Source organism: Nitrosomonas communis (genome assembly GCF_001007935.1).
Lineage (GTDB): Bacteria > Pseudomonadota > Gammaproteobacteria > Burkholderiales > Nitrosomonadaceae > Nitrosomonas > Nitrosomonas communis.
Genome location: NZ_CP011451.1, coordinates 251,488 through 263,693 on the forward strand (window position 1 = coordinate 251,488; position 12,206 = coordinate 263,693).

Below are 12,206 nucleotides of genomic sequence, written 5' to 3' on the forward strand. Positions count from 1 at the left end.
CGTTTACAAACACTCTTCTCTCCCCAGGGCGATAATAATATTTTTATTATAGGATCATTTCTTTGGCAGTACACTTACTTTAATCTTGTGAGCGTTGTGCCGTTCGCCATTTGCGCAACCGTTGCAATGGCTTGATTTTATAGATAAGCCATGCCAATAGCAGCAATACCATCACAGGCAGAATGGAAGCACGCACTATCTTCATATAATCTACCATTTCCACCCGCAGTCGATATTGATATTTTAGCGGTGGAACGCCTTCTGCCGTCACAATCACTGAATATAACCCTTTTTCCAGGTTAGTTATGCCGTTAATGACGCCATCGGGATGCAGTTCTGCAGGCAACTGCAGCACGCTTTCTCCCTCTGTCTCACTACCACGATAAACGTTGACTTTGACAGGCATGTTACGTATGGCAGCATCAATCAGATCGATGACTAAATAGGTATCGCCTGCTAACGGGATCTCGGTACAATAATGCGCGCTTTTGTCATGTTGCGGCTGATAAGTACTTAGATGCACCATATTTTCATTTATTTGGCGCGTACATGGATCTTCCTCTAAAGAAACTTTTCCGTGGGCAATTACACTACCCGCGTAAAGCATCGCAACAAGAACGAAAGCCGCAATACCCGCTTGTGTTAATTGCTTTACCACGACAATTCTCCTATTGATGATTAAAACTATTATGGTTTAAAAAAAAACCGGCACACCTTGCTGCCTCTCGACAGGGGTGCACCGGTTTGTGTTGCTTTCTGCTATTTATTAAAGCTTGGTAAAGACCGGGATAACCGCACCAGCAATACTATTAATGTGGCGATTTCCATTTTCATCCCAAGACATCAACAAACCACCAAAACGGCTTTCCGGATCACCCAACAGCGCCATCAGACGTTGAATTTCCCATAAGGCGTCCTTAGCTTCCATTTTGATTTCTTTAGTTTCACCAGGTTGAATCGCTGATTCGTCATCAAACGTCAAGCCGATTGCGATCAATTCCCGTGGATAGGATGGATCAAGATATTGACGGCCAGTGGAGTTGATGAAACGAATACCCGCTGTGGTGAATTCTCCAAATGTGACTGGGCTGTCACCATTGTTAGTCACTTCCATAGTCACACGCAGTGCACGTCCCGGTACGTCATAGTTAGCGTAAGTTACGCGAATAGCGACTGGGTTGGGTGCAACCGGCAACGGCGCTACTTTGGATTCACCTGCCTGGATGGGCACGGTATACGGATGTTTAGTTTCCGTGTAGCGATAGCCGCCCCACACCAATGCGATCGTTGCAATGGCAACACCCCAGGCCAGTTTTGTGTCCAGCGGATCCACCAGCGGGTCATCACCATAAGCCAACAACACACGGCTACGTGGCAGGAACATGGGACGTGCCACAAAGATGCCGATCCAGAAGCAGGCTAACGTCATCCAGATAATGTGCCAGGTCATCCCATTGGCAAAGTTGAAGGTTTCGGTATCAACGGTTTCGCCCGTCAATAATTTGACCGGGTTGGTAAAGTCGTCCCAGCTACCTGTGATATTCATCCATGCACCGGGTCCTGCGATCGGGCCAGCATCCTTCACATTCAACATCGCATGCATGTGATGACGACCTGGAATACGTGCTCTCAGGTTGACTTCAACTTCATAGTCACGACCAATTTCCAATGGCCCGGCGATGAACCAGGGCTGGCCATTGATCCGGGTGCTCATACGCACAAACACCGGGCTTGGGCTACCTACGTTGAAGAAGGATCGATCTGGCTTAGCTGCTGCACGCGGCCAATCCTCAGCCAGGTGGAATTTACCCTTGATCGTGGCAGAGTCATTGACTTTGGTGACTTCTGGTGACCATTTGATGTCATACCATTGTACCGTACGCATCCGCAAGAAAGGTTCTTGCGAACGTTCCCCGTGGGCTGCCACCGGTGTGACATCGACTACCAGGCTGACTGCTAATGCTGCTGCTGCGTAAGCGACTCCGTAAAGCCCCAGCACGCTTCGTTTGTATATGTTTTTTAAATTCATTATTTGATCCCCTGTGCGAAACCTTCTTCACCAAACGCGGTAACGTCATCTCTTTGCACGATACGTCCTCTTTTGCCTTTAACATAGTAGAAGGCTGTGCAATAAATTTTACCGAGATACCACCAGACGACGAACATCAGCATAGATACAAACGCCGCAAAGAAGGCAGCAATGACAGTGGTATGGCCACCAAAGGTACGCAGTGAGCCTTGCTCAATATTACGGACATATTCTGGTGTACCGGTACGCACATACAGGTGCCCCATGAAGTCTGCCATTGAAAGTAATACACCATCAGCTACGACTGGCAGATGGGTGGGTCCAAAAATTGGCCAGTTTCCTGGATAAAACAACAAACCAAAAAATCCACCGCCGACTAACGCGGTAACCAGCCAGTTACGGGTTAGATACATAGTGATATCCAGCATCAGTGCGCCTGGGAGCATGATGCCAGGGGTCACGAAGTTAAGTGGATAGTGCGACCACCAGTAAAAACCCCAGTAACGTGTTAGCCATTCTCCCACCAGCAGACAGACGATACACAGTGTCGCGCCAAATGGTTGACGATAGTTAACCCAAAGGTAATACATGATGGCTGAACAGTAGGTAATGCCTACAATCGGGGTCACGACCGGCCACCATTGACGGTCTTTCCAATCCATCCAGAAATCCCAGTCACCTGCCAGCAACATAAAATGCATGTGGTATGTTCCAACCAGCAGTATGCACAGAATCGGAAAATAAATCAGATCAATTGATCGCGACATGTGGATTGCTTCCGGTGGCATCTTGGCAGCTTGCAGAATGTCCTTGGTTTTGAACATATCTGCAAAGTAGCCTTCACTTTTTGACAGCAATGGCACAAATAGAAACAAAACAGGTATGAATATTAGTACCCATACTATACTTTCATTCATGATTCAACTCCCTCCCTTTTGAAGCTTTTAATATTTAAATATGACATGACGATTCCTTTCTTTTCTAAGTGTTTTTAACCGCCGACCATTCTATGTTTCCCTCACATAGGTCGACTCACTTTTATTTCATTCCCACTTCTGGTTTGCCAGAAGCAGGAATGATAAGCAGGTATAAACCCAGAGAATTAAGGAACAATCCGGTTGTTAAGGATTTCCTTGTTAGCGTTGTTCCAAACCACGTCTGTCAGATTGGAGTAACGGGTGATGATCTGAGCTGCAATACCGCCTGCGAATAATCCCGACCAGCCCAGAATCACAAAGCCCCAATGCAATGGTGCACTGAAGAGTTCTTCCATGAACCAGAATGCATGACCCCATTCATTCAAGCCTACGTTTGGCAGAATCATGAGCGGACCTGCAATGGCCAACACCAGTGGGAAGGAAATCCCTCTGCTGTATAAAGGCAGGCGAGTCATTGCGTACAGGTATGAAGCCACACCACATACGATATACATGGGGAAAGAACCATAGAATACGACTACATGGCTAGGAGTAAAACTAGTATCCCGGATAATTACCTGGTGCCATGATGCATCTTGCTCGGTGAAGAAGCTACCACCCCAGTATACGCCAAAGAGGTAAACACCAAGCCACATCATCCAGTAAAAATAGCGTTTGATTTCCAGTTTTGGATCCAGATTGTCCAGTTGCTCTTTGGTATCACGGGTTTTCCAAATCCAGCCCCAGGTAATCAATGCAAATAACGGCATAATAGTCATGTGAACACGCCACAATCCCATCCATACGCGATCAAATTCCGGCTCCATTGAGTCCATACCATGAGAATACGCGAATGTTCGTTGATACCAAATCCAGAATATCGCTACCAGCAGCATGGTAGCCATTCCAAATTTATACCATTTTGAGTCATACCATACCGACGTGTCATAGCTTTGGGCGCTTGACGCTGCGCTGCCCGTTCCATATGTTGTTGCCATTTGTACTTCCTCCTGTTTTTCATTCACTTATAAAAAGTAATATTCTTTCCTAGCATATTACCCTTACTCGTTAACTATCGCAGTATCCCATAAAAACCTTTTTGTCTTCAGGGTTTATCGATAGCCTTCCTTCTAAACTACTCTTCTTGTTGTTCCAGCTAAAAAGTGCTACACCCTTTGCTGGCTACACTCTACAGGCTAGTCACCTTCATCGTTTTAGTCAAGTAGTTTTTCCATATTTATAGCAGGGTATTTCAGAAAATATTAATTTCCATTACTACTTCAATAGTTTGGGTAAAGGTTCGGTTGTCGGCTGTCCTTTCAGAATTTAAATTTTTTAATTCTTTTTTGAATAGAGGTCGACAAAACGAATTTCCTAATTTTGAAATTAAGTAAACTCATTTAAAATATGACATACTCCTTGCGAACTTTAATTATCTGCAAGCACTCTTAATTAACCTACAATAAAATCTAGTAAGATTACTTAAAAACGATAGTCCGCATCGTTGTATTTGATATTTAACAATAATCTCTTACTTACCATGCTCATATCAGGCAGTGACATCATGGATACGGCACCAATTAATCCAGAATTCTAAAACTAGCGCTAAAAGAGAAAACACAATTTTTGTTTTTTTTTGTGTATATTTATTACCAAAAGTATGAGTAATAGGGAATCATTACTTTCGCTGAATGATAAAATTACTGCGGCTGTTACTCTTCTAAAAGCGGGTAAAAACGTCGCCTTTCCTACAGAAACTGTTTATGGACTCGGAGCTGATATCACCAATGTTTCAGCGATAAATCAAATCTTTGAAATAAAAGGTCGACCTATCGACCATCCTCTTATAGTGCATTTCGCAGAGGTGCATCTATTAGATTATTGGGCAATTGATATTCCGGATTCAGCCTGGTTATTAGCCGAGCATTTCTGGCCGGGGCCTCTTACCCTAATCCTGCCCAAAAGCTCACATGTACCGCTTAATGTAACGGGTGGCCAAAATACTGTCGGCTTACGCATTCCCGATCATCCTATTGCACTTGCTCTACTAAAAGCACTTGGGGAAAATAAAGCGCTTGCCGCACCTTCAGCAAATCGCTTTGGTAGAATAAGCCCCACTTCGGCAAATCATGTATATGAAGAATTTGGCAGTGAAGTGAGTATGATTTTGGACGGAGGACCTTGTAAAGTTGGCCTGGAAAGCACCATCATTAGCTTTTATAATTCTGAAGCCATTCTTTTGCGACCCGGCGGTATTCCTGTAGAATTACTTGAAGAGACACTAAAGCAAAAAATTAAATTGAAAGAAAACCTAAATACATCTTTACGGGCTCCAGGTGGTTTATCCTCCCATTACGCTCCCGTGACAGCTCTCGAAGTTTGGCCCACCGAATACATTCAACAACGTGCACAGCAATTGAATAAAAATGGGCTAAGAACTGCTCTAATTGCATGGTCTGGTTCCGATTATTTCTCCCAAGTCACAAATGAAAATACTCATCTTTTCTTAATGCCAGCTGATCCGATCGGATATGGCCATCAATTATATGCGACACTCCGTGAACTAGATCAAGACGATTTTTTTTGCATGTTAGTAGAAGCTCCTCCTACAGACCCAGCATGGCTAGCAATTTCTGATCGTCTGCAACGTGCCAGCTATAAAACATCAATTCATCTATGAAAAAAAATAATATCCCGCTTTCTGCAGTACTATTTGATGTTGACGGCACTCTTGCCGAAACAGAACGAGACGGGCATCGCCCTGCTTTTAACGCTGCATTTAAAGAGTTTGAACTTGATTGGCATTGGGATACTGAACTATATGGTAAATTACTCAAAATTACCGGCGGCAAAGAACGTATCCGTTATTACATTGAAAAATACGCGCCAGACATATTAAGCAAGCGTGATTTGTCCAATTGGATCGCTGAATTACATAAAACTAAAACTAAATATTTTGTTGACTTATTAGCAAAAGGGAATATTCCCCTGCGCTCTGGTATAGCACGACTAATTCATGAATTGCGTGAAAATGAAATAAAAATAGGAATTGCTACAACCACAACATTAGAAAATGTAACCTCCCTATTAAAATACACACTGGGGGAAGAATCTATTAGTTGGTTTGATGTTATTGGTGCTGGAGATATCGTAGCCCAAAAAAAACCTGCGCCAGACATTTATTACTGGACACTTAAAGAACTTGGGCTACCACCTCAACAATGCATCGCAATTGAAGATTCAGAAAATGGATTACAGTCCTCCTATGCTGCAGGAATTAAAACTATCATCACGATAAGCGAATACACATATTCACAAAATTTCAATGGTGCAGCAATGGTTTTAACTGATCTGGGAGAACCGGGCAAATTGCCTTCTATTATCTCAGGTGATATTGCTAACCTCAATAACAGATGGATTGATGTCTCGACCTTGATGACTTTATTAGCACCTAATGATCGGCAAACTTTATAGTTCTAGCACGATAATAATTCAACTATTAAAGTTTTTTAATTGGCTGTGGATTCAAATTCAAAGTACAGCTTTTGATATTTGTACTCGTAGGAATGTGACAGATTGCTGATCCTTTCTATTATCTCTTTAGCATGCTTAGCTGGTAGTCGGCTCGTCAAGATATGGCGCGAGTTTCGCTCTGTCAAGATGACCAGGTGCTACTGACAACGCTTGCCGACCAAGTATCGCTTTCCTAACCACCTATACGCGCACCCTGCTTCTACATAGCGCTTGCGTCGAGGTTTCTGGCAGCGCATAGATTGCCTGCCACTAACCATCCCCTGCCAGTTTGTCTGCATAGAGGTATTGACAGGGGGAGTTCATGGTTTATAGTAATTCAACGTGAGTTCGACATAAGGATTACGCTACCACAACTGGAAGAGCTTGAGGGGATCTGATATTAAGTGAGAATTCCTTCTCGCGAAAAGTGTAAGCCACCAATCCAGCTATCAGATTAACAAAGAAGTTAACTGGACTGCGATCACGGGAATGCTCGATTTGCGACATATTCTTCAATGGGTCATTGACGGTTTCAATAATCGAGCGTTTACGTAACCGAGGCTTGCCAAACAGTGGCAACAGCTTGTTTTCATATTCTTGCGTACTTTATGGTAACGAGCTGTATGCCTTGATCCCAGAGTTGCTCAAAGAGTGACGGCAAGAGATAACCCCGGTCACCAAAGAGCTTTCTAAATAAGGAGCGCATCAACTCTGGTACTGGGTCACCGTCATCCACATTGCTCGCCGTGATTTTGACTCCCAGCAATTCCCCCTGCTCATTGATGACCAGGTGCAGCTTGAACCCATAAAACCAACCCACGCTGGTCTTTCCTTAGGCAGCAAACTCCGCCATTACTTGATGAGACCCAATGCGATGGTTGTGGCACACACCGTTCTTGGTCGAATCAATGAAGCTGATCCCACCGCAGTGCCCAAAGCGGCTGGTCAGAAAACAGCATAAAAGTAGCAGGCTACCTTGCAGCAAATCAACAGAGCAGTTGTAGCCTACTCACCCTAGAAAATAATCCCACTGATATTTCAATACGTAATTCAGATATAGCTTAACCAGTTAAGAATGATTCAGAATGTATAAGATTTGAAAAGCATCTCAACGGATTGATTTTGTTGTTTACGCAGCGCTTTGGTAGAGTAAAGGACTGGCTTTCAATCGCCATTAGGAGTTGCTTATCTGTTTCCGCCCCTTTCGTTTGGCGGTGCCTCAATAGCCATTCCATAGTCAATTTCACCAGCCCTTCCTCATCAAACTGTGCATGCGTTATTAACGCACACGGCTTTCCGATGCTCTTCACGTCGAGGCATGCGCCATCTTCCAGCCAGCTATCGTTGATAATTTGTAGAGTCCATGCTTCTCATACAGTACGCACCTCGGAAATTGAACCTAAATTCCTCTTTTAACCCGAATTGGAAGCCAAATGAAAGGTTGGCAAATCGAGAACTGGTGGATTTTTTGGTCCGGCTGCAAAGATTTTGTCGATAATGTAGCGTACCAAGGTAGGCCAACGTTCCACTTTTGGCAACTGAGGCGCATTTGCTAGAATGAAATCAAAACCCTTACGGATACTGCTGATCATTGTTTTGATTTGATCACCCGCCTCATGAGTTAATGTAAGCAATAGTCGAGATTGACCTGCATGTCGAGTCAGACGAGCAACCCCATTTAGTAGTAAAGGGCGACTGGTAATTGCTTCCAGATGTGTTTTGGGGTGTGCCAGGCGAACATACCCGCTCCACCAGTTATAAATGAGCGCGACTGCTCGTGCTGAGAGGTTACAGCGCTCCAGGTCATGAGTGGTATAGCCACCCCAACCCCATTGGTTTTTCAACTCATCAAAGCCATTCTCGCAATCTGCCCGATCCCGATACCATTGACCGAAGGCTTCCAATGAATAATCAGCATTGGTCACTAAAACAGCCTATTCCCATACTTTGATCTTATCTAGATGGTCAACGAAGTGCAGGGTTCCCTGTTGAGTATCAGCATTCATTTCGACTGCCAGATTGTTTTTGACTTGACGCCGCAGCACCACTATCCGCCGCGCGCGACTCCAGCCTGCCAATTGGATTTGATCCTCTACTGCGTCAAAGCCTTGCCCCACGGCTGCCACTGGTTTTGCTGCCATTTCCGCTCGATCAAACGTTTAATTCCAGCAGTCTGGCGCAGTTTGAACAGATAACGCTGATTAATCTGTTCCATTCCAGCCATCACGCCTTCATTGCCAAAAGCACTGTCGCCACGCACCAACGCAGGACGCTTTTCAAGAGCCAAGTCTTCGATTAACTGCCGCAGACGGGGTAGGCTATGTTTGGCAGCATGAGATTTACCGCTTTGCACTTCGACATCAAGCACCAGACGAACATTGCTAATCCAATACGTATGCAAGGTGTGGCTTGGCCGTCCCGGCTTGCTAGGATTGTAGCCGATCTCAGCACCTGTTTGACGGCCATATAACAGCTTGACGCTGCTATCAGCGTCAAGAATCCAGGCAGTATTCAAGGCTTCACGAGTACTCTCGCTGAGCGCTGTATCCATCCAGCTTGTACTCTTCATCAGTTGAGCCAGGCAGACAGCACGTTGCGATTCATCGCAACGTTTGGGTAAACCTGGCGCAAGCGCACTCAGCGCGCGACGCAAGCTCTCATCGCTGACAATCTTGCCCATGCCAAGTATCTCAGGAGCCACTTCGTCTCCTGGTAGCCCGGCGATGTGGGCATAGCGTCGCTGCCCATCAAGAATGGAGAGCAACCAGGTACCCAGTAAATCAACCACAGCAGGCGCATTAGGACTCGTGTAAGAAAGCGGGCATCCTTCTACCCAACGGGCAAATAAGCCGGTAACTTCCAGGAATTCAGCAAAAAATGCCAACTGACCCATGGCTGTGGCACTTCCGTTTTCATCCCAGCGCACGTGAAATCGACCACCAGGAGTCGACAAACACATCTCCTCTGCAGATTGCTCCATCTCCTGCACGGCGTTACTTACCGCCTTTGCCGCTCCTTTTTCCTCAAAATCCTTTTCACCCATTGGGTGATTCCTTTATTCAGCCATAAAGCCTTGACAGTACTACGTTTTCGGTTGTTTTTATAGGTTCAACTGAGGAAAATAGGATTAACTTATCAGTTCACGATGATGGTACAAGCGTCTTCATAAAATAGTTGAACAACTTCTAGGCGCCTATAAAATTCAGAGTTGTAAAGTAAGCGCTCAACGACACCACCTGTCATTCTCTCTGGCTTAGTGATTTAATGAACTCCGGTGTTAGGGGTAACAATTCATCGATACGGCTATTAGGCCAGGCGGGAAGTTTAATGAGCGTATCTTTGAGCCATGCAGATGGGTCCAGTCCATTGAGTTGAGCGGTACCGAACAGGGTTTGGATAGCGGCTGCGCGTTGGCCGGCACGCTCTGAGCCGGTAAATCGCCAATTTTTTTACCCAGTGCAATGGGACGGATAGCATTTTCCACCGGCTTGTTGTGTGTGCCTTGCTAAGGCGCATCTGATTCGTCGGTGCAAATCCGACCTGGCTAACTATCGCTCCAGCCGGAAGTACTTGTAGCGGTCCAGGAGGTAACAAATGGGCTGAAGCACTACAAGAAAAGGTCTCCCCGGGAGATCAACGGGCCATGCGGGCCGTAACGAGAGTGAACACTGAGCAGGCCTCGAAATGTCGTCGTGGGAGCCGACCCGCCACAATAACGGGGAAGGCCGTTGTTCTTGTGGAAGCTGAGCGACTTAGCCTCAAGAATCCCACCGGGGTAGTAGTGACAGCACGCATGGGAGAGATCAGATGCGCAACAAGGGAAGTCCTCAAGGGTGTCCGGTGGCAACGGACAACGATGATCCTGTGAGGGATGGAGCCGGCCAATGGGGATGACGGATGGGCGTGTATTAGTGTTGAGGCCGGGTAATGCCGGAAGAGCGAAGGCGCCCTGTTTCGAAACGCGATGAGGAAAGTAATAAGAGCGAGGGGATTGATGTGAGTCTACCAACCTTGATGAGTAAAGTTCAGACATTACAGACTTCATTACAGACGAAAGCCAAGGCAGAACCAGCCTTTCGTTTTTACAGTCTATGGGACAAGGTCTACCGGGCCGATGTACTGCAGGTCGCTTATCGGCGTTGCCGCGCGAATCGTGGAGCGCCGGGCTACGACGGCATCAGTTTCAAGCAGATCGAGGGCCAAGGGGTGGACGAGTGGCTGGAAAGATTGCAGCAGGAGTTGCGGGTGGGTGGCTATCAGCCCCAGCCCTTGCTGCGCGTATGGATACCCAAAGCCCAGGGGGGACAGCGCCCTTTGGGCATTCCGACGATTCGGGATCGAGTGGTGCAGATGACAGTACTGCTGGTTTTAGGTCCGATTTTCGAAGTCGACCTATTGCCGCGGCAATATGGATTTCGCCCAGGATTGGATGCCAAGATGGCGATTAGGGCGATTCATTTCGGCATTACTCAACGGGGGAAGCGGGAAGTGGTAGACGGAGATTTATCCGATTACTTCAACACGATTCCTCATGGCGAGCTGATGCGCTGCGTGAGCCGCCGAGTGAGCGATGGTACTGTGCTGTCAGTGATCCGGAAATGGCTGAAGGTCGCTGTCATTGAACGCGACGAGCGCGGCGAACGCCGAACCACCGAAGCCAAGGACAAACAACGAGGCACACCACAGGTGCGCTGTAGACGCGCAACAAACGCAAAATTATTTGCGTAAAGCTGAGCTTAAGCTCTATAGATGATGGAGGAATCGACCCTCCGATATCGGCGTTCAGGTGCTGGTATCAAACCACTTCAAGCGGCTGCTGTAAAAGGCGGTGGTCGTGAGCGTTGAAGAAAGTCAGAGGATAAAATCTGGCGAGGTATGGACTAGAGAGACGAATGAAACTGAATCTCTGTTGAAGCATCGTAAAGCCCTTATGACATCAAAACTGCAGCTATTTGTGGGGCGGCGGGATAAATCCACAAGCAACCTGATTACTGGGTGGGTGGTGTCCGGTGTGCAGGAGGCGTGAGTCTAGTTCAGGCATTTATAGGGAACTACAGGAAGCAGTCGCTTGGATGAAAAGGGAAAAATTCAAGGAAGTGACCTTCCAAGAATGAGCGTACCAAGGCCAAGAACTGTGGCGGGACTACTCGTAGTAGTGATGAAGTTTCTGTAATGGAAATGGAGCGAAGGGGTAGTGTTAAACAAGCTTAATTTATTATTCAACTTGCAGAAGGATGAAATAATGAAGGCAGCAAAACCATTTGATATTCCCAAGGCATTAGTGTGGGAAGCGTTCAAATTAGTCAAAGCCAATCAAGGGTCTGCTGGTATAGACCAGGAGTCACTTGAGGATTTTGAACAGAACTTATCGGGAAACTTATATAAACTTTGGAATAGATTATCATCAGGTGCTTACTTTCCTCCGGCCGTTAAGGGGGTAGCGATACCCAAGAAACAAGGAGGAGAAAGAGTGTTAGGCATTCCAACGGTCTCGGATCGAATAGCCCAAATGACAATTAAACTGGCGTTTGAGCCATGCGTTGAACCTCACTTTTTGGACGACTCCTACGGATATAGACCAAATAAGTCTGCACTAGACGCGGTGGGAGTCACGCGGCAAAGATGTTGGCAGTTCAATTGGCTATTGGAGTTTGATATCAAAGGCCTGTTTGACCATATCGACCATAATTATTGATGAAGGCGGTGAGGAAACACACCAATAATCGGTGGATAATACTGTACATAGA

Annotated in this window: 13 protein-coding genes and 2 pseudogenes; 6 read left to right on the forward strand and 9 right to left on the reverse strand. The window is 46.1% G+C overall.

Features of this window, described 5'->3' with window-relative positions:
• Positions 1-79: 79 nt before the first annotated feature.
• The 4 genes from AAW31_RS01075 to AAW31_RS01090 form a co-directional block, all read right to left on the reverse strand.
• Complete coding sequence (locus AAW31_RS01075) at positions 80-658, reverse strand: hypothetical protein (RefSeq protein ID WP_046848826.1); 579 nt, start codon at positions 656-658, stop codon at positions 80-82.
• Positions 659-766: 108 nt separating this feature from the next.
• On the reverse strand, positions 767-2,029 hold the full coding sequence (locus AAW31_RS01080) for a methane monooxygenase/ammonia monooxygenase subunit B (protein ID WP_046848827.1): 1,263 nt from the start codon (positions 2,027-2,029) through the stop codon (positions 767-769).
• Complete coding sequence (locus AAW31_RS01085; protein WP_235264445.1) at positions 2,029-2,946, reverse strand: methane monooxygenase/ammonia monooxygenase subunit A; 918 nt, start codon at positions 2,944-2,946, stop codon at positions 2,029-2,031. Before AAW31_RS01085 ends, AAW31_RS01080 begins: the two co-directional genes overlap by 1 nt.
• A gap of 185 nt (positions 2,947-3,131) precedes the next feature.
• Positions 3,132-3,944 (reverse strand): methane monooxygenase/ammonia monooxygenase subunit C, encoded by an 813-nt coding sequence (locus AAW31_RS01090; RefSeq protein ID WP_046851396.1) that lies wholly within the window; start codon positions 3,942-3,944, stop codon positions 3,132-3,134.
• 662 nt (positions 3,945-4,606) lie between these two features.
• Between AAW31_RS01090 and AAW31_RS01095 the strand changes: the two genes are divergently transcribed.
• Positions 4,607-5,626: an L-threonylcarbamoyladenylate synthase gene (locus AAW31_RS01095; RefSeq protein ID WP_046851397.1), complete on the forward strand. Its 1,020-nt coding sequence runs from the start codon at positions 4,607-4,609 to the stop codon at positions 5,624-5,626.
• Complete coding sequence (locus AAW31_RS01100) at positions 5,623-6,420, forward strand: HAD family hydrolase (RefSeq protein WP_046848828.1); 798 nt, start codon at positions 5,623-5,625, stop codon at positions 6,418-6,420. Before AAW31_RS01095 ends, AAW31_RS01100 begins: the two co-directional genes overlap by 4 nt.
• Before the next feature lie 399 nt (positions 6,421-6,819).
• Here AAW31_RS01100 and AAW31_RS23830 read toward each other — a convergent pair.
• The 5 genes and pseudogenes from AAW31_RS23830 to AAW31_RS20320 all read right to left on the reverse strand — a co-directional run.
• A pseudogene (locus tag AAW31_RS23830) lies at positions 6,820-7,516 on the reverse strand (IS982 family transposase); the annotation flags it as partial.
• A 355-nt stretch (positions 7,517-7,871) separates the two neighbouring features.
• Positions 7,872-8,384, reverse strand: coding sequence for a hypothetical protein (locus AAW31_RS22445; RefSeq protein ID WP_235264447.1), 513 nt, complete (start codon positions 8,382-8,384; stop codon positions 7,872-7,874).
• Positions 8,385-8,393: 9 nt separating this feature from the next.
• The gene (locus tag AAW31_RS22450; protein WP_235264449.1) at positions 8,394-8,600 is read right to left on the reverse strand and encodes a hypothetical protein; all 207 of its coding nucleotides are present in this window, start codon (positions 8,598-8,600) and stop codon (positions 8,394-8,396) included.
• Positions 8,552-9,502, reverse strand: a complete 951-nt coding sequence (locus AAW31_RS22455) for a transposase (RefSeq protein WP_235264450.1) — start codon at positions 9,500-9,502, stop codon at positions 8,552-8,554. The genes AAW31_RS22450 and AAW31_RS22455 overlap by 49 nt, the downstream gene beginning before the upstream one ends.
• Positions 9,503-9,698: 196 nt before the next feature.
• A pseudogene (locus AAW31_RS20320) lies at positions 9,699-9,952 on the reverse strand (transposase domain-containing protein); the annotation flags it as partial.
• A 243-nt stretch (positions 9,953-10,195) separates the two neighbouring features.
• On the opposite strand from AAW31_RS20320, the gene AAW31_RS22975 reads away from it, so the two are divergent.
• The 4 genes from AAW31_RS22975 (at position 10,196) to AAW31_RS22980 (ending at position 12,154) form a co-directional block, all read left to right on the forward strand.
• Positions 10,196-10,327: a hypothetical protein gene (locus tag AAW31_RS22975; RefSeq protein WP_258920405.1), complete on the forward strand. Its 132-nt coding sequence runs from the start codon at positions 10,196-10,198 to the stop codon at positions 10,325-10,327.
• A gap of 128 nt (positions 10,328-10,455) precedes the next feature.
• On the forward strand, positions 10,456-11,187 hold the full coding sequence (locus tag AAW31_RS01125) for a reverse transcriptase domain-containing protein (RefSeq protein WP_200899680.1): 732 nt from the start codon (positions 10,456-10,458) through the stop codon (positions 11,185-11,187).
• A 106-nt stretch (positions 11,188-11,293) separates the two neighbouring features.
• Positions 11,294-11,485, forward strand: coding sequence for a hypothetical protein (locus AAW31_RS01130; protein WP_046848830.1), 192 nt, complete (start codon positions 11,294-11,296; stop codon positions 11,483-11,485).
• Between the two features lie 168 nt (positions 11,486-11,653).
• Positions 11,654-12,154: a reverse transcriptase domain-containing protein gene (locus tag AAW31_RS22980; protein ID WP_200899602.1), complete on the forward strand. Its 501-nt coding sequence runs from the start codon at positions 11,654-11,656 to the stop codon at positions 12,152-12,154.
• Positions 12,155-12,206: the final 52 nt, after the last annotated feature.

What these genes read in the sequence shown, in the direction of transcription:
- AAW31_RS01080 (WP_046848827.1), bottom strand. Translation starts at nt 2,029, where the DNA reads ATGAATTTAAAAAACATATACAAACGAAGCGTGCTGGGGCTTTACGGA.
- AAW31_RS01100 (WP_046848828.1), top strand. Translation starts at nt 5,623, where the DNA reads ATGAAAAAAAATAATATCCCGCTTTCTGCAGTACTATTTGATGTTGAC.
- AAW31_RS22455 (WP_235264450.1), bottom strand. Translation starts at nt 9,502, where the DNA reads ATGGGTGAAAAGGATTTTGAGGAAAAAGGAGCGGCAAAGGCGGTAAGT.
- AAW31_RS01085 (WP_235264445.1), bottom strand. Translation starts at nt 2,946, where the DNA reads ATGAATGAAAGTATAGTATGGGTACTAATATTCATACCTGTTTTGTTT.
- AAW31_RS22450 (WP_235264449.1), bottom strand. Translation starts at nt 8,600, where the DNA reads ATGGCAGCAAAACCAGTGGCAGCCGTGGGGCAAGGCTTTGACGCAGTA.
- AAW31_RS01095 (WP_046851397.1), top strand. Translation starts at nt 4,607, where the DNA reads ATGAGTAATAGGGAATCATTACTTTCGCTGAATGATAAAATTACTGCG.
- AAW31_RS01090 (WP_046851396.1), bottom strand. Translation starts at nt 3,944, where the DNA reads ATGGCAACAACATATGGAACGGGCAGCGCAGCGTCAAGCGCCCAAAGC.